Annotated in this window: 14 protein-coding genes; 10 read left to right on the top strand and 4 right to left on the bottom strand. The window is 35.9% G+C overall.

Annotated features, from left to right (window positions below; translation table 11 throughout):
• Positions 1–723 precede the first annotated feature (723 nt).
• The 6 genes from AC07VK_RS10955 (at position 724) to AC07VK_RS10930 (ending at position 6,879) form a co-directional block, all read left to right on the top strand.
• Positions 724–1,137 carry a hypothetical protein gene (locus AC07VK_RS10955; RefSeq protein ID WP_492960398.1) on the top strand — a complete coding sequence of 138 codons (414 nt, stop codon included), beginning with the start codon at positions 724–726 and terminating at the stop codon, positions 1,135–1,137.
• A 35-nt stretch (positions 1,138–1,172) separates the two neighbouring features.
• On the top strand, positions 1,173–3,413 hold the full coding sequence (locus tag AC07VK_RS10950; protein ID WP_492960396.1) for a trypsin-like peptidase domain-containing protein: 2,241 nt from the start codon (positions 1,173–1,175) through the stop codon (positions 3,411–3,413).
• Positions 3,414–4,404: 991 nt separating this feature from the next.
• A complete protein-coding gene (locus tag AC07VK_RS10945) occupies positions 4,405–4,635 on the top strand; it encodes a helix-turn-helix domain-containing protein (protein WP_492960394.1) in 231 nt (76 codons plus the stop codon).
• Between the two features lie 360 nt (positions 4,636–4,995).
• Positions 4,996–5,874 (top strand): YDG/SRA domain-containing protein, encoded by an 879-nt coding sequence (locus AC07VK_RS10940; protein ID WP_492960392.1) that lies wholly within the window; start codon positions 4,996–4,998, stop codon positions 5,872–5,874.
• Positions 5,861–6,256: a (deoxy)nucleoside triphosphate pyrophosphohydrolase gene (locus AC07VK_RS10935; protein ID WP_492960390.1), complete on the top strand. Its 396-nt coding sequence runs from the start codon at positions 5,861–5,863 to the stop codon at positions 6,254–6,256. The genes AC07VK_RS10940 and AC07VK_RS10935 overlap by 14 nt, the downstream gene beginning before the upstream one ends.
• 68 nt (positions 6,257–6,324) lie before the next feature.
• Complete coding sequence (locus tag AC07VK_RS10930) at positions 6,325–6,879, top strand: hypothetical protein (protein ID WP_492960388.1); 555 nt, start codon at positions 6,325–6,327, stop codon at positions 6,877–6,879.
• 335 nt (positions 6,880–7,214) lie between these two features.
• Here the strand turns inward: AC07VK_RS10930 and AC07VK_RS10925 are convergent, their stop codons facing one another.
• From AC07VK_RS10925 to AC07VK_RS10910, 4 genes are all read right to left on the bottom strand, one after another.
• On the bottom strand, positions 7,215–7,940 hold the full coding sequence (locus tag AC07VK_RS10925; RefSeq protein WP_492960386.1) for a hypothetical protein: 726 nt from the start codon (positions 7,938–7,940) through the stop codon (positions 7,215–7,217).
• On the bottom strand, positions 7,921–10,947 hold the full coding sequence (locus tag AC07VK_RS10920; protein WP_492960384.1) for an N-6 DNA methylase: 3,027 nt from the start codon (positions 10,945–10,947) through the stop codon (positions 7,921–7,923). Before AC07VK_RS10920 ends, AC07VK_RS10925 begins: the two co-directional genes overlap by 20 nt.
• Positions 10,948–11,064: 117 nt before the next feature.
• On the bottom strand, positions 11,065–11,721 hold the full coding sequence (locus AC07VK_RS10915) for an STM2766 family helicase-associated protein (protein ID WP_492960382.1): 657 nt from the start codon (positions 11,719–11,721) through the stop codon (positions 11,065–11,067).
• Between the two features lies 1 nt (position 11,722).
• The gene (locus tag AC07VK_RS10910) at positions 11,723–13,711 is read right to left on the bottom strand and encodes an STM2767 family DEAD/DEAH box helicase (RefSeq protein WP_492960380.1); all 1,989 of its coding nucleotides are present in this window, start codon (positions 13,709–13,711) and stop codon (positions 11,723–11,725) included.
• 542 nt (positions 13,712–14,253) lie between these two features.
• Between AC07VK_RS10910 and AC07VK_RS10905 the strand changes: the two genes are divergently transcribed.
• The 4 genes from AC07VK_RS10905 to AC07VK_RS10890 all read left to right on the top strand — a co-directional run bounded on the left by AC07VK_RS10905 (position 14,254) and on the right by AC07VK_RS10890 (position 18,542).
• Positions 14,254–14,976 carry a hypothetical protein gene (locus tag AC07VK_RS10905; RefSeq protein WP_492960378.1) on the top strand — a complete coding sequence of 241 codons (723 nt, stop codon included), beginning with the start codon at positions 14,254–14,256 and terminating at the stop codon, positions 14,974–14,976.
• 129 nt (positions 14,977–15,105) lie between these two features.
• On the top strand, positions 15,106–17,163 hold the full coding sequence (locus AC07VK_RS10900) for an AAA family ATPase (RefSeq protein WP_492960376.1): 2,058 nt from the start codon (positions 15,106–15,108) through the stop codon (positions 17,161–17,163).
• Positions 17,164–17,232: 69 nt separating this feature from the next.
• Positions 17,233–17,445 (top strand): hypothetical protein, encoded by a 213-nt coding sequence (locus AC07VK_RS10895; protein ID WP_492960374.1) that lies wholly within the window; start codon positions 17,233–17,235, stop codon positions 17,443–17,445.
• Between the two features lie 26 nt (positions 17,446–17,471).
• Entirely contained in the window at positions 17,472–18,542 is a 1,071-nt protein-coding gene (locus AC07VK_RS10890) for an HNH endonuclease domain-containing protein (RefSeq protein ID WP_492960372.1), read from the top strand.
• Positions 18,543–18,586 lie beyond the last annotated feature (44 nt).

The raw sequence follows: 18,586 nt of genomic DNA, 5'->3' as shown, positions 1-18,586 counted from the left end.
TCTAAGTTAATTGTGCTGTGTATACTGTGATTCATTTTGGGGAAAAACTTCCCCAAATATTATGGGTAACCCCGACTGGGGCAGATGAGCCCCAGGTTGAAAGTAATACAAGCCACCCGTTGGGGGCGGTTTTGCTGTGCATAAACAAGCGGTTTATGCGCCGTAGTAAATAATTTAATTGATAGGGATGAAAAAGTAACTGGTGTTAGTTTTTCCATCATGCGTAAATTTAATCAGTAATTAAAGGCTTTATAATGTTACGCCTTATATCCTGTATAACGACAACTTATTTCAAATCGTATAACAGAAAACGCAATCTATTGCAGCCAGGCAATTTTAATATCATCAGGAACGGAACCTTAAAAACCTGGGGCACGTGAAAAAATAGCTTATTCAGGCAAATAAAACATTTTAGCCCATAGTGTTTAATTGCTGGAAGGTTACTGCCTGAGCAACCCTAAAGAATAAAAAAGCCACAATCATAATTTTCTTCAGCCGATACTCTGATAAAAAAAATGAATTACGAACTCTTCAACAATCATTAAATTTTTAATCAGGGTAGCCAGGAAGGATCATACTAAAAGCACAGGTATCGGACAGAATAAATACTGCACTCATAAAGGATTTGCTAATCAAATATTTAACAAAAAATTAATATCAGATAATTCTTAATACAAAGCACCTGAGCTAACTTTGAAATATTAGCCTCTTAACTCATACCACGTGAAAAAAACATTTATTACATTCCTCATCTCAGCTATATTTTTCCTCATAGGCTATGGCTGTAATAATAAGCAACCTTTCAAACCGCCATATGATGGCGCCTCTGGTACCGTTATTGCAAAAGAAACATGCAGTTCAGACCAAAACAAAGATTACTGGTTAATTGAGATACATTCTGCTTCCTCTGTACAGCAGCAATTTGGAGATAAACTAACCTTAAACGGCACCACTTACAATAATGTTATTAAAACCGTGGATTTGCCTGAAAGCCTGAAGAAGATAGGGCAAAAGATCGGTTTCGATTTTACAATAGCAGGCACAGCTACTTCAACCCCAAACTGCAGCGTAAGCGATCCGGTAGTATACACCCTCAAGGTAGCTAAATTTGTACACGTAAGCCCAGCTGTCTTTTAGTTAGTTCCACCATTTTTCAAGTAAATAACGCACTCATGAGAATACTTTTAGTTGTATTTTTGAGCACCCTATTTTTATGTGCCAAAGCACAAATCTTAAGGGTTGCCACCACTCCTCAGCAAATTAACAGCCAGATTCCGGGCTACCCAGACCTCAAAACCGTCAATACCAAAACCTTTAGTTATTCACCGAAGATTGCAAAGGCTAAAATCCAAGCTCCAATTGACGGCGACCCAAAAACTGAAATCAATAAAACCGAGCATTATGCAGATATATTGCCTGTTGCTGTTGGTATAGCAGATGGTAAAATCACCTCGAGCTCAGCAGGAAAAGTATGGACACTGCGTATCAGCGTGCCTAATGCATTAAATATCGGTCTGGTTTTCAATAGTTTTGAGCTTTCCAGCACAGCAGAGATGTATATCTTCAACGATCAAAAAAACATATTGGACAGCTGCATCAAGAAAAATAATTTTACTGTTTCAAACACCATAGGCATTTCACCTTTAAATGGCAACAATATTACCATCTACATTATTGAGCCCCATAATTCCGGAGATTTTAAAAGCCGTATCTCCATCAATAAAATAGAGGTCGGATTCAAAGAAATGGGTGATTCAAAAAACGGAGCAATAATGCGCGATGCTTCTACAAACTGTAACCCAACCGTAATGTGCCGGCCTTACATGATGAATTCGGCAAGGGCAGTAGCCAAACTTTCTTCCAATGGATATACAGGCACAGGCACTTTGATCAACAATGAATACAATAACGGCAAAGCCTACTTTCTAACTGCCTTTCATGTTATCGACGCTGATAATAATGATGTGCTGGATGCTTCAGAAATAAATGCACTGGCCAGTGCAAGAATATTATTCCAGTTCTGGCGCAACAACTGCCTGAGCAGTGTTAACGATTTTGGAATACAGTTCACCGGCGCAATCCTAAAGGCATCTTCTAAAGAAACTGATGTGGTATTGCTTGAGCTGACTAATCCTCCGGGCGTAGGCGACGGTGTCAACTATGCGGGCTGGAACCGGCAGACCACTCCACCTGCTGATTACAGTTCTTATATACTGCACCATCCAAATGGAGAAGATATGCGCATCACCGACACTCGCGATGTAGCAGACTGGCTGTGGGGAAACAAATTCTGGACCGCCCATTATGCTGAAGGAGTCGTGTCACCCGGTTCATCGGGCGCCGGCCTTTTCAATCAATATGGACAGGTTGTTGGCCAGCTCCGCGGAGGATGGAGCAGCTGTGATTTCACCGACTTTGGCGACCGTTATGGCAAGTTCAGCTACTCCTGGGACGATGCCGGACTTCAACCCATACTATCACCATCAGGAAACCAGGCCGTAAATCCACTTATATTAAGCACAATAACAATGAACGGCGATGAAAACATTGACTATTGCGATAACAATAATCACACCTATTCTGTGCCAAATCTGATTGGCTGCACCTATAGCTGGAATGTCCCAAATACCCTAAACCTGATCAGCGGCCAAAATACCTCCAGCATTGTAGTCAACAGAAACGCGGCAGTATCACCGGCCTACACCCAGCTTACTGTAACCATCACCGATAGCAAGGGCTATAACCGGATAGTAAACGTTAACAAAACCGTTCAGGTAGGCATAGCAAATATTACCCTTGCCTCCGGTCCGCCTCCTCCGGCGCCCAGGTACGTGACTGTCATGTTCAAATACAACAATACCTATCCAGGGAGTTATTTCGATGTAGAAAGCGCAGACGGAAACCCCTTCATCCCCTTAAATACCCTTAATCCTGCCACCTACCTTCAGAACGTTCAGGGTATTTCGTTTGATACCACTTATGGCATGTACCGCACCATTACCGTACGCTATACAAACACCTGTGGGGTAAGCGCCTGGCAGCACTTTGGAATCAATTTAGACGATTACCCCCATTTATCTACATCCTCGGCATTTAAGGTGTATCCAAACCCTGTAAGCAATGAGCTCTTTGTTGAACTCGCCCCGGTAAAAGAAGATTTAACAGAATCCTCACAGCTTAGCCAGGCCACATCCGCTTTTCAAAGTCAAACTGCCCAGTCAAAAGCCAGCAACAAAACCAGTAATGGATTCTCAGCTGTTTTGTACGATATCGGAAGAAATGTGGTTGCTACAAACCCATTTGCCCAGGATAAGATCACGCTGAATACCAGCGCTATTCCAAACGGCACTTATTTTCTTCACATTACCAAAGATGGTAAAACCACCAAACAGCAGATTATCGTTAATCATTAAGCAAAAAACGTGGTGTACTAAAAAAAGGGGATATTAAGACAGATAAAAAACTCTACCGAGGTTATGGGGACGGAAGGTTATTAATATGGGTAATGCGCTAGCTATTGGCTATGCAATAAAATATACCGCTCACAAAATGACCCCGAAGTCGTTGAGCGGTTGGAGTGATTGTTTGTAGTTGTGAAAAAACAGGCAAAAACCAGCCCCTTCCACATAAAATATATGGATACGGCAAACCGTATTGGTAATTAGAAAAAAGATGCCTACCTTGGGAATGCGAATAACCATAGTACTGCACCTTGCCTAATAGCAATAAAGGGCTGGTACCAAGCTAAATTAACCCGCCAGGACTCAGTGCGCGCTCTCACACCAACCCCTGTTTTTTTATTGGGCTATTTAAACTTGTAATTCAGGCACGTGCACTACGATGGAGAACAGATAACGTTCTTTAACAAGAGTTTAATGGAATACTTGAGTATGACTTCCTGGAAGTGATACGATTTGATGGCGCTTAATTTTTTCATCTGTACATCATTTGTTTACAGTGGTGATGAAGCTACCAGATTTATTCGTCCCACTGCGTGGTTTGAAAAATCATGGTGGTTTCGTTTTCATAAACGGTTAATTTTTATGTAAACGATGAGGGCTCAATAAAGCAGGAGGAAACCAGATTGGTAGAAAACCAAAAGGGAGAACTTCAATGCTTTTGAGTGTGGTACCGTCAAGAACCCTTAAGCCTAGGCTTAAGTTCTGCAAAAGACTAACATGAAGTCCGCCCTATTGAATAAGATATCACGAAGATAGCAAAACTCAATAGATACGGCGAACTCACGATCATCTCATGCAGAAAGTTTGACGGTTTTCACTCATGAGTGACATCGTTAAAGCTAGGTATTATCCCAACTCCATTTGTCGCTATAAATAACTGATAACAAATATAACAATAAATATAAAACGTGGCAATAAAACCACAAAATATTATTAATAAAAAGTGGAAGAGCATAAGGATACATTTAAACTAATTGGCGCAAATGTTAGAAGATATAGGAAAAAGGCAAAGTTGTCACAGCAAGATTTGGCCGATAAATTCTCTGGCGACCGGGCTAAAATAAGTGACATTGAAAATGGCAAGGAGAATTTTATGTTTTCAACGTTATTGGCTATTGCAGACGGTTTAAATGTGGATATAAAGAAGTTCTTTATGCCGATTAAGGAAGATTAAATACATTTCTAACTAATAATAGAGGCAAGAAAACAATCTGTAAGGAAAATCGATAAAAGTAACATACCAAGAGCAATTTCGCTCCAGGAATAGTGTTTGTCGTTTTCTTTCGAGATAATGAGAGATAGCAAGTCCGAAAGCCCTTTTCTTAAATTTTCCATGGTAGTAGAATGATTAGGTCAAGTAAATATCAATAACATTAATGGGAAATAAGACAGAATTGATGGATAGGTGAAGGGAGCTTGCCTCAAGATAAAAATGCTAAGCTATTTTTATTTATCCACATTCCATTAATACATCTTAACCAAACAGCCCGCTCAATTTAAATAAACCAACGACTAAATTAAGCACTAAATTTTCATGACTAAGCCAATAATATTTGGAGAGATAAAAGGTATCCCAGAAGGTTATCAATTTGAAGATAGAAGAATAATGATGAAAGATAGTTTCCATAGAAACTGGGCCGGAGGAATAGATGGGACTGGGAAAACAGGTGTTGCCGCTATTGTACTTTCAGGGGGCTACGCAGATGACGAGGATCTTGGCGATACAATCATTTATACAGGCGCTGGTGGCAACGAAGGCGACAGTAAAAGGCAAACTAAGGATCAAGACTGGAATAACCGAGGAAACGCTGGATTATTAAAAAGCATGGACGAAGGATTACCCGTAAGGGTAATTAGGGGGGCAAAACACAAAAGCCCATTTTCCCCAAAGCAAGGCTACAAGTACGCAGGTCTTTATAGTGTAATAGATGCATGGCAGGAGATCGGTAAAAGCGGTTTTAAAATCTGCAGATATAAGCTCGAGTACACAGATATTAATCCACATAGGAAAACCACTGAAGAAATAGAGCTTGATTACTCGACTAAAGAGAAAAAAAGAATCGAAAGCGTCGTTCTAAGGATAGTTCGCGACACCAAAATAGCAAGAGAAGTCAAACAGCTCTACAATTATCAGTGTCAAATATGTAATGAAACCATTATTACCAAAGTTGGCCGTTATGCCGAAGGTGCACACATTAAACCGCTAGGCAAACCACATAACGGCAATGATAACTCAAACAACCTAATATGTTTGTGCCCTAACCATCATGTAATGTTCGACAAAGGGCTATTTTCTATTTCAGATGACTTTAACTTATTAGGCGATATGGCTGGAAAGCTAATTTTGAAGAAGAACCATAAGCTAAATTTATCAAATCTAGCCTATCACCGTCTTGCACATGGATACAATTAGAGTTGTTTGTGGCATTATTTTCAAAGAAGATAAAATACTTCTCTGCAGAAGAAAAGCTGAAAAATCTCTTGGTGGTTATTGGGAATTCCCGGGCGGAAAGGTTGAACCTAATGAATCGGAAAGCAACGCGTTAATGAGAGAACTACAAGAAGAACTCTCTATGCAAGTTGAAGTTACGTCACATTTTAAAACTACTATTCATCAATACGAGAACATTCAAATAGAACTTATAGCCTACGGCTGTAAGTTCATTCAAGCTGATTTCGTGTTAACAGACCATGATGAAATTCAATGGGTAAAAAAAATAGAGTTGTTTAGTTTTAATTTAGCTCCAGCAGATGTACCGGTTGCGGAAGCGCTTATTGCACAAGGAAGATATTAAAGCCAGTGTAGGATTATTTTCTACTGCCTTTAAAAAAAAATAATCTAGAGAGTGTTAACTATAAAAAAATGAATTCAATATTTCACGCAGAAGAAATCCAAGGTGGCTACAGCTGGACCATTACCTCCAAACTAGGTCATATCCTGTATACGGCAGAACAAAAATATGGGCTAAGAGATAAAGAATATACTATACTCGGTGTAGAGCTAAACGAAAATGGTCCTCAAGTTTGGTATCCTGGAAACAGAAAGCATATTGTAATCCAAATATCAACAGATTGCGAGCATGATATCAACCGCGCAGTATTTCAAACTGCACACGAGGTTATACACTGTCTTTGTCCAACCGGAAAAAGCAATGCAAATGTTTTAGAGGAAGGTTTAGCGAATTTGTTTTCAATTGATTACAGCCGAGAAAACGGCCATGGCTTTTGGCAAGCAGCGAATCACAAGTATACAGATGCAAGCCATCTACTAAAAGAACTCCTTGCATTTGATCCCGACATTATCAAAAAACTACGTAAAATCCAGCCAACCATTTCTCTAATTGATAAAGCATTGATCTTAAAAATCAACACCAATATTCCGGTGGAACTCGCAGAAAAACTAACACAAAAATTCTAGTTTCTAAAACTGGTACTATTAAAATCCAATCTATACCATAAATTCTTTATTGGCAGCAATGGTATTTATAGGGAAAGTTGCCTCATGAAACCGCTGTTTAAGCAAAGTTGCGTCAAAGCCAGCGCAAATTCTATAATTGGGCAACACACTCAAATATTCACATAAAACTTTGTTACTAGGTTGACCTCTTAAAATAGAAATTATTACTAAATGCTGCAACTCGAAAAACGTATCAAAATACCTGTCCAATATCGGCAACTGCTCTATGGTTAAATATCTAATTCCAAAATAACTTATTAAAGTTCGAGCGGTTGCTAATGCCTTGCGTGAAATTACTATGTATTATTCGAAAAATCGAGCAATACATGGTGAAGATTAAATTCATTTTGGAATCTATTATGATTACTATCGAACGTAAATATGTTATCTTCTATTGAGTTGTCTTCAATTGTTTTGAGATCTCCTTCAGGGGTAGTTTTGAATTTCCCGCCCAATTTCAGAATGATTTGTTTTTTAATCTCTAGCATATCTCCCTCAAGTATAAAGCCTATCATTCCTCCAAAACTTAGATTTTGTGCGTACTTGCCATTAAAATAGCGAAAAACCCCTCCATCATAGATGTGATTTTGATCTTTATCTATTTTATATGTATTGTAATAGACATATTTACTTATCAAATCATTGGTGCTATTTAGATTTTTACATTCGAAGTGAAAATTCTTATTTTTCCAATATGAATTGTGAATAGTAATATCGTAATTACCTTCTATATCTTCATCATTTGTATTTTCTCCAAATGCATAAAAATTTGCACTAAATGCTTTATCATTATTAAGTTTCGTTCGAATGAATTTTGCAATCTCTCTTTCGACCCTGGGATATTGTTTTTCTTTTTCAATTACAATTTTACTAAGGAGTGAGCTCTTGTCATATGTTTTGTAAAATGATAATAAATGAAAAAAAATCCATTTTTTCCAAAAATCATCGTCTAAATCGTTGAGTAAATGTGTTAAGTTTGGCAGTGGAGAAGGTTTTTTGATTTTAATGTACTCTCTCTCCATAACTATTTGGAATTAAATGCTGTAAAATATCCTGTCCATCCTCAAATGCTTTCGTTTCACTCCAATTCTTACTTAAATTTTCTTTGATGAAGTAAACACAATCATTTCCATAAATTTTTTCCTGACTAGCCAATAAGTTGTTATGAGGATTCTGTTCGAATATCTCATTTAATATATATTTTTTTACCTTTGTTGCATCTGGATTTTTAGAAGTTCCTGAATTAAGGGAGATCTTTGCTACAATTAGATGAAAATCTGTTGAAGTAATTTCAATTAATACCGGGTTTTTCAAATAAAGATTGAGAACTTCGCTAACTGTTGCTTTATAATTTTCTAATAAACGAATATTTTTAGTCAATTTATAGGTTGGTGTAAAATAATCCCTGACTCTTTGTTTTTCCCAATAATTAAATCCAAAAAGGTCAAATATTAATTCATTCAGTTCCTCTGCTTTTTCAGTATATGAATATTTATTTATTGAGATATCTCTACTAATTCCTGTTATATCTTCCGCTAACTCCGTACTCAAATCTCTAGGTATGGGAATCTGTAAAATATCATCATTACCAATTCTAGAAAAGGAGTCAAATACTCTTTTTCTTTGATAGAAGTCTAAGTAATATTGTATCGCAGATGAATTGAGTATCGCTTGAAACAAGTAATAAAGATTCTCATCTTTTAGCTTAAACGTATAAACCGAGAAATCAAAATAATCATTACTATCTGAATATACACAGTTAAGTTTGCTTCCTATCCGTGTAAATATTAATTTTTTGCCAATATATATATCTTGATTTTTTATTGGTCTTTCAAAGTTTTCAAGTGAACTTATGAACTTATTTGAACCTAACTTTATAAATGGGCTAAGGTTATTAGGTTTAATATAGGCCTTGTTAAAAGTAGGAGAATACTCATCGCTAAAGTATTTCTTTATGAAAGTTTGCAAAAAGGTGTTTTTTGCTTCGTCAGTAAGCTTGCCCCATTCGTCTTTTGATATATTAAATTCTTTTCTCCTTGCCGTTTCGCCCCAGATTTGAAAACCTCTTCCTATTGCATGAGAAAACTCTTCCAGAAATTTGTTGTTTCTCATTTTTTCAAGAAGAGCACTATCGTAATTGTTGCCAACAAGAAAATCCCTAAGCTTTTGCTTATTTGATATTAACTTTCCCTGATTAATTTTCACAATCTTATCTTCTTGAATTATCAATAGCTCGAATGGCTTCTCTGAAAATACGCCAAGTTCAACTGGATAGTAATCAATAATATTATCCTTAGGATGATTATCAAAAATTAAAGCTAAAACACTCTCTTTAGCCTTTTCAAAAAGGATTTTCTTTACTCTCGATAATTCGTAAATTTTCTGAATACCGTAATTTTGATAGAAATAACGCTGGAAATCTTTAGAGATATCGTTGTAAAAATTAGAGCTGTTGGAGATAAATCCGTATCGAGAATTATTTGAGCTCCAATCCTTTATTTTTACAAGAAAGCATTGTGAAATCTGATGCTTTCCAACAATATATTTTATAATTGTCTCTTTATTTTCTTCTAGAGCAACCTTATAAGTATTTAGAAATATCAGCTCATTTTGATATTCAGTTGTATTGGGAATTTCGAAAAATGGAGGATTACCAACTATGTACGAAAATTTCTTTCCATTGAAAGGATCTCCAGCCATATCTAATGTATTCGCAAATTTTATGTTTTCAAAAAAAGAGCACTCAGAGAATAAATCAATTTTTTTGTTTTCACGAAGTTCATTTGCTATAAAATCTTTTATATCAGCTGGATTAATTTCGTTGAACACCTGTAGTGATAATGAGAATAATGTGAATCTTTGTGCTGTCAATTCTTTCTCAATACCAAAAATATTATCAGATAACAATCTTGTTCTGAATTTTATCTTTTCAAGGTTATTATTAGGCTCTAACCCATTTTTCTTTGCAATCTCTAAAAGCCTTTGGTAGCCAACTATTAAGAACATTCCAGAGCCACACGATGGGTCCAGAATAGATCCTATCTTATCGTCACATATAACGTCATCAATTACTAATTGAGCAAGTTTTTTAGGAGTATAGTATATCCCATTTTCCTTTTGTTTTTCAGATAAAAAAACTTCGTAGATGTAACTAATGAGTTCTATGGGTAATATATTGAATTGAAAATCATATAGTCTTAACTGACTTGAATTTAGATTACCCTTGATTGAATTTGATATTAAATAACAAATAGATGGATTTAAAAAATTCTTATCTATAGTCGGTTTATCAAATAATGAATTATTAAAAATCGAATGAATGATGCTGAAAAGCTTATTAATTCTTTCACTAATCCCTTCCTCTAATAATTTAGCATAGTTTATAGTTTCATCTAAAAAGTAATGAGAGTAAAAAGCTGAATTAATTATATGATTGTCTTCAAGATATTTTATATAAAGAGTTCTATCTATCAACGCTTGCACAACGACGTCTCTATTTTTGTAATCATTAATTATTCCATTAAGGGTATTATTCAACTCTTTTTTTAATGTTGTTAAAGTATTTACAAGCTCTTTGTCTATCCCTTTATACTTTGATCTATCGATTAATGAATTATAATTTAACCAAAATGCTCCGCTATCAAACTGCCAAAACCTAATTTTGTTAATTTTTACCAAATCTAGATACGAAGTTGAAAACTCATCTAATTGACTCTCCTTTAAATCAAGCTTTGGAGAATACTTGGCATAATAAAGCTTTACTGTACCACCTTTTTTTGGGAAATAAAAGATTAAATCTGCATCATTTTTATTCCAAACATAATTCCTAAACCTCAATAACTCTTCGTTTGACAACGTATTCGTAATCAGATAAAATGAAGTATTTGTACTGGTTAAACTTTTGAAGTAAAAGACATTTTTCTTCAATTTTTCAGTAAGAAGTAAGTCTTTTTCTATGGATAACTCTCTTGTCTCTAAATCTGTGTTAAAGTCAAAACCTAAATCAGTAAAGAATTCTTTATAATTCATTGACTCGTGAGAAAGTATCTTAAGTTAAAAATGCTAACAAAAATAGTAAAAGATGCAGTAATATCAAGCGTTATCTTAACTATCGTTCAAATAAGAATTTTGATTTTAATGGTTTAGCTATCTAAATTTCTTAAGATACATGCAATCTGTCTGGTTATCCAAATAATCAACGAAATTATCATGTAAAATTGTCTTTTCAAGCCCAATTTTAAATGTATTTTGATTGGAGTAAAAAACGTCAATATGATGTTCTGGATGAGTATGTTCTTTTCCTTGCTCTTTTGCCTTAGAATACCCTTCTGAGTCTTTGTCAAATCGTAAATAGCCATCTTCCATCATCAATAAATCTTTTAAAAGAATCCAAAGATTACTATCATATTCAGCTTCAAGTGTATCAATGGGCTCAGCAAAATCAATGCAAATTGTACTATTAAATCTATCGTCATTAATAATAGATAACAAATCAGATATTGTTTTTGAATTTATGTCAATTAAGTTTTTGTAGTTAATTAGTACTGTTCCCTCGTTAATAATAAATGTAAACGGGAAGTTGATAGAATAATATTTAAAATCAGTAATGAAAAACAATCTACTCATTTTTTTAATATTGAGCACTAACTTGGAGCTACTTACATCTGAATCTGGCTTGTTGAATAGTAGATAACGAGTAGCTTCAAGTAAAACTTTTAAAATTTGAGTTTTTGTTTTAATTCTTTCGTGAGGAAAAAACAGATCAATACTGCTTTCCTGTAAAGAATATGCAAATCTTTTCATACTAATAAAAATCTTTTACTGACGAAATAAATTCAATTGTTCTTTTTTCGTCAAACCGTTCAATATTTGCATTTATTAGCGCGTCTTCAATCTTTCTTCGCTTAATATCATCGATTTTTAGGTTGTCGAAGATCTCAGCTAAAAATTCTTTATACGACTTTTGCGAACTATTCAGATAGCCAACTAGATTGTTTTTTATTTCCTTCTGCTCATCTGCTGTTGGTTCAATTGTTCTAATCGCCTTGGTTTTATTTATAATTTGAAGACCTTGTTCTAAGTGAGCTATATCATTCTTTTCATTTACTAGTAGATAAGATTTTATGAACGATCGAGTAAGCATTGTATATAATATGTTGCGATATCTGTAAGTTTTCTTGATTGTACCTGTAACACAAATAACAAAAGGGAATTCTAATCCTTTAACATTATTTGGATTTGAAATGTACAATGCATTATCGATCATTGACTTACTTTCATGGGCTCTATTTGTTTTCCATCCAAATTTCTTATTAATTGAAGCTGACAAAAAATCAATATACTCATAAATCTGCTTGTCATCATCTAAAATGATTATAGCTATATCATTAGGTGAAACATCCTTATCTTCATCAATAATACTTTCAATAACTTTGATAACTTCGCTGGATCTGGAAGATTTAATGATGTTTACGCTTTCGAATTTATCTGTATCAATATCTTCAAATCTCCTTAGTGGTTCACGAATGAACTCAATCTCATTATCGTTCGATCTTTTAACTTGATACCCAAATGCATTCCATTCAGCATCATCAAACCAGTTTAGCTTTTTCTCTTCGAAAAGTCCAAGGCCTACGGAGTGAGCAAACATTAGTGTTCTTGGATCTGTTCTATAGCATTTATTTAAAACAACATCTACGTTTAATACTTCTTTATTAATTGTTTCAAAAATATCTTGAAAGATATCCCCAGCTATGTATACGTTTTCCTTAGTAACTTTTTCGCAAACTTTGAAAAAAACTTCTGGAAAATCCTGCCGTTCATCTATCAATAGATAATCGAAGGCGTACTTAAAGTATTTAGGATCGATACTTTCAATATATTCTAAAGCAAGAGAAAATATTCTGTTGTAGTCATTAAGTGGGCTAAATCTCAAAAATGGAATATTATAAAAATTACACAAATAGCTATAGATTCCTGAATGAGGATCACCTCCCGATCCCCAAGCTCGGTTCACCCACAATCTTTTGTTCCATTCAATTTGTTTTTCAACCCTCATAAAGTTGAAGAAAATTGGAACTCTTTCTTTTAATGTATTTGCGAGAGCAATATTATGACATGTAAAAAATATCTTACTATTTCCTGTATTTAAATATAGATCCTTTAGTTTATGCAATAAAAGTTCAGTTTTCCCTGTTCCTGATAAACCTTGGATTGTGATGGTTTTTTTTCCAAAATCTTGGTACATAAATCTAGTTTGCTCTCCATCAAAAAGTACAATGTTCTTTTTCACTTTTTCAAGTAAGGTTTCTGGAACTGCAGAGCCAATTTTGGATATGTCATTTATACTCCCAATTAGCAAGGATATCAGTAGGTCACTAATTCGTTGTAATTTTTTATCTTGTAGATAGTTTTCTTTAATTACGCTTTCAATATTTTCAATATCGAAATCTTCAAGCTTTGCTGTATTATTTTTTTTCCAATCTCTGGGTCTGCCAATATGCTCCTTATAATTATATTTATCAGAAATTGAATTTAAATCTTCTATAAAATCATCATAATAATTTTCAAACTCATTCTCGTCCTTGCCTAAATTAAGAAACATCAGTTTGTGTCTAGGAATCAAAATGACCAAAGCACTGTTTTCATAGTCATAACGATACTTTTCACCTAAGGGTGAGGTTACGAGATAGACCTGTTGATTAGGGTATTTAAGCAGATATTGTTCAAACCGATTAACAATTTTTTCAGCTAGTTCGTTTTCGGTAAAATGTTTGAATAATTGTTGATTCATTTATTTTGATTATTATTTTACAAATCTGCTCTAAGATATAAAAGAGTAATTAAACATTTTACTTTATCTCGAATTGCTTTAAAATCTGTTGTTTTCTTTTACTTATGATTAAAGATAAATCATAAGTAAAACTGGTACTGGCATTGTAAAAATAACTCCCGCTACACCATAGTCGATAGATATTTTTGTATCAATTTTAATATATCGCTGAAATTAAATAACTGATCATCACTGTGAAACGAAAGTGAGGTTTGATAAATGTAAAAAAATGCCTGTGTCAGGGACAGGCGCGGCATCCTTCTGGAACAGAAGATACGACAGATCACCACGCTCGCAAATGGCAGCCAAACAGCCTTAACACCCAACTATGCCATCCCTCTCATATCCGCTGTATACCCCGATCGCCTTATCAAAACTTTCACTACAACGCTGGGCTACATATAACTTAAACAGTTAAAAATATTACTATTTTAGCGGTAATAATCCCCTATGGATTTTTGCAACATTGTTTAACAAAGCAAATCGCCCACGCCCCTTAATAAATGCGAAAAAAGAAAGATCTTCCCCTAATCATACTCCAAGCCTTGGAAACTTTTGTTAATCAGAAGGGCGAAAAATTTGAAGTCGTAGATCCTGGTAAATGGTTACTAAAAGTAGTTGACAGGGAACCAGGTTCTAATTTTCATTTTACAATCGAACTCCACGAAAAAAAGTCTGATGGTACCTATCAGATTCTAATGAGCACAGCACCAACAAACTCTATGGACAACGCCGATTATAGGGGTTGGATAAAGATTGACAGTATCAATAAACAATTTTCAAACTGGATTGAAATGTTGGATAAATATGACAACGTTAAATCTTTTTTTGACGACAAAATCATAAATGGTTTTCAGGAGGAATTTTATGCAGAGTTTGAGGTTATTGAAGAAGAGGAGGATCTTCCACTAAAATCCCAACAGATCCTGCTCCTGGACGAATACCTTGAAGAACTTGGTGAGAAACTCCAAGAATATGTTAACGAACAAAATGCTCACCAAATAAGTGCCATTCAAAATGAAATAATTCTGTTAAGAGAGAATTTGACCACCAAATCAAAAAAGTGGATATTAAAAAATCTGACCAAGATTTGGGGAAGTGTTGCTAAACAGGGCACAAAATTTATCAAGGAATTGCTTACCGAATCTAAGAAAGAACTAATTAAACAAGGTGTCAAGGCGGCAGTCGACTATGTAGCACAAAATGGTCCTCACCTGCTAAGCTAGAAAAAGAAAAAACCTTTAGAAGCTTTTAAACAAGCGTCTAAATTACAGAACCAGAGATTAATTACCTTTTTACACCTAAATTTATACCCCATGCAAAGTTTAGCTTGTGACTAATTACTATTTTGCAACATGGAAAATCTATTATTGACCAAAGTAGAAGAATTCTACATGGATGGGGCACCTATCAACGCCTTGAGCGATTTGAAGACTATTAACCTGTTCATAGGAGCAAATAATAGCCGAAAGAGTAGACTCCTCAGAAACATTATTTCAATTGAGAAAAAAATGATGGTATCTACCACGCTCTCCCTCAACCAGCTATACCTGGAAGGAAGTGCGTTAACAGATTCACTTTTTGATCATGAGAAACTCCCAATGAATACCCAATTTATACAATATACGGGCAATTCAAATCTCCAGCCTGCTCCAGGAAGATTTTCTGCTTTTAGAAATTTCTTTAAAACCCAACCTGAACAGCTCGTCACAATTGGCACACTAAAAAAAATTCTTGATGCAATTTTATGGGCAATGATGAAAGATGGGAGACTTAGCGAATCCGAAAAATTTAATGATTACATCAAACGCTATTACGATATCCTCGATGTACTAGTCTACATTCTTGAAGAAAACGATAAAGGTGTAAATGTAGCACATGCCGCTAGTACATGCACCTGGACTGAACACAACCTAAATTTAGTAAGTTTCTATATACAAGATTTGGATGATACTGGAAAGATTATAGGAACAAAAGAAAAACTGGAACTTTGTTTAGCATTGAGGCAGTATATTGCCAAACTCGACAACATTACCCATTACTGGCCTACTCCAAAACAGATCTACATCCCTACCCTGCGCTCATCAAGAAACCTTCTCGACCATGACCATAATCTCGCTGGGACAGAAACATTCAAATACACTATCAATTTCCAGTACTTCGGCCAGCGAGACGCACCAAATGAGACGGTAGTTCATACCGGCCAGGAACACTATGACCTTTTCGACAAAGCAAAAAGAGGTATTAAGGCAGAACGCAACAATTTCAAAGAATTTGAACAGTTTATTGGAAAAAGCTTTTATCAAGGTGAGGATATAGAAATTGTGGCACATCTAGGTGGAAGAAATCCAACAATTATTATCAGCCTTCCTGATGAAATGGAAGATGTGCAGATCCATAACCTAGGCGATGGCGTACAGGCAATCATTAACCTGTTTTTTCCGATATTCACCGCCGAGGAAGGTTCCTGGATATTCATCGAGGAGCCAGAGATCAATCTGCACCCAGGCTTTCAAAATCTTTTCATCCGAACCCTCGTTGGTAACGATTTTCTAAAGACAAAAAAACTGCGCTATTTTATCAATACCCACTCCAACCACATTCTCTCTGAGGTATTGCTTAACGGCAGTGAACTTTCAGAAGTCTTTGTTTTAAGAAAGAGGGATGCGCTCACGTCAGAAATAAGGAGGTTCAATGGTTTTGAGCACGCCACATTAGATCTTCTTGGTGTACTAACGACATCAACCCTGATTAGTAACTGCTCAATCTGGGTAGAGGGCGTAACAGACCGGCTGTACATCCGCGCATTTCTAGCTGCTTACCTCAAAACAAGAGACGATTTTCTACCGATTGAGGGATTAAACTATTCTTTCATCGAATATGGTGGCAACAACTTGGTTCATTATCTCTTTAATAATGATGATACGCATAGAGATAATGAAGGGATATCTGCTTTTTTTGTCAGCTCTCGAATATTCCTAGTTGCTGACACAGATTCAGGAAAAGAGGAGAAGCATCAAAGCTATGAAAAGATCCGCTCTGACAGGTTCCATTATGAGCAGACCGATTATCCGGAGATAGAAAATATCCTACCGGAAAAATTACTTAGAGGCTTTTTAAAAGACAGATTGAAGATCACTGAAGAAAAACACGATGCCGTTTTCTCGTCTAGTTATCAGTGTACCAAGTTGGGAAAATTTTTCAGAGATAAGTTCAAGAAGATTGGCGTCAATACTGTGATATCGGCAAAAACTGGTGGAACGCTGTCATCGCCATATAAAAGTAAACTCGCTGAATATACCTACCAACAAGTACTTAGCGGTGGCATCAGATGGGAAACACTATCCAGTTCTGCCCCGATTAAGCGGATCACGGAAGCACTTTATAATTTTATACATGCAAGCAATAGATAAATAATAATGCTCAAATTTGAATACACCCGGGAAGAAATAGACAAAGTGTCCCAATTCCTTCAAAACCACATGTTCCAATCAGGTGTCCAATACTTAAGTGCAGATCAGGCCGCAGACCTTTTGGCTAAAAACTCCATCTTAAGAAATGATATTGGGCCAAAACCGGGGTTTAACTTCCGTGAAATGCTCCGTCAAAGCCGTGACGGTAAAATTGAAAAGGTCACAGGAGCTTACCAACTTCGCCCGGGCACCAGGTGGAGGATCAATCTGATTGATAAGTAACCACCCCATTAAACCAATTCAGCTAAATGACTTTTCCCCTACCTCAACGCTCCGGACTTCCCATAGCCCTACTGGCTGCGAGTTTCAACAACACCTCAGCAACCTATAAATATTACTGGTTGTTATCCATTTTATCCGAACTGGAAGAAGGAAACACCGTAATACCAAAGCATCGCCTTTTTGCTGGCATGGTATCACGCGCTTGGTATACCGTAAATTATTTCCATATTTCTTTTGGTAAGCAGGATCAGCTACAACGGGCCATCAACCAGATCCGTGAACTGGAAGGCATAACCATTGATGAAAAACAAGAAGTTGTTAAACAAAAGATTATCGGCAGCCTGAATCCGTTAACAGCCAAAGCAATCCAATATTTTGATAAAGAGGTACCTCACCGATATCTAAGCCCATGGTTTCCAGAATCAAAAGGAAACCGTACTGAAATACACGAGCGTTCAGCAAATTTCGAAAACAACAGCCCATATGCCCTGGATGAACTGAATTTGACAATAAACCCGCTCTGGCAGGCCTATCTCGTTGAACATGCTGGTATTTTAAAGGCATACTGTTACTGGCACCTGAGCCTTTATCTACAGAAACACAATCCCAACGTTCCGGACATCCCGAATAAACTAATCAAACCTGCACGCAGAAATAGCCTATTAAACCAGCGCAAGTTCTGGAATATGGTTTTAGACCATACCGGCCCGCTGGAATGTATATACACGCAAAAAAAAATAGCGCATGGCAACTTCGCTGTTGAACATTTCATTCCCTTCGCATTTGTGTCGCATGATTTGATCTGGAACCTGATACCCGCCGATCCATCTTTCAACAGCCGGAAGAATGATAGGCTTCCCAGAATTGAAGATTACTTTGATGGGTTTTATCAGCTGCAAAAAACAGCAATCAAGGTAATGAGCGAGAATTACCCCAAAGAGCCGATAATGGATGAATATCTCACTATATTTCCCAGAGCTAATGCACTGGAGTTATCCGAGATAGATTTAAGGGGGAGGTTTTTAGAAAATATCCTGCCGCTGTTAACCATTGCAAGTAACAACGGCTTTGAATATATGAGAAAGTATATTCTTTAATTGCAGCGCTTATGCCGCGAAAGTGCTTTTAAGCAGCCCGAAAT

The sequence above is a fragment of the Pedobacter sp. GW821-FHT01D05 genome (genome assembly GCF_059422505.1).
Note: the sequence above shows the minus strand (reverse complement) of the source record. Positions and strands in the feature narration are given on the sequence as shown.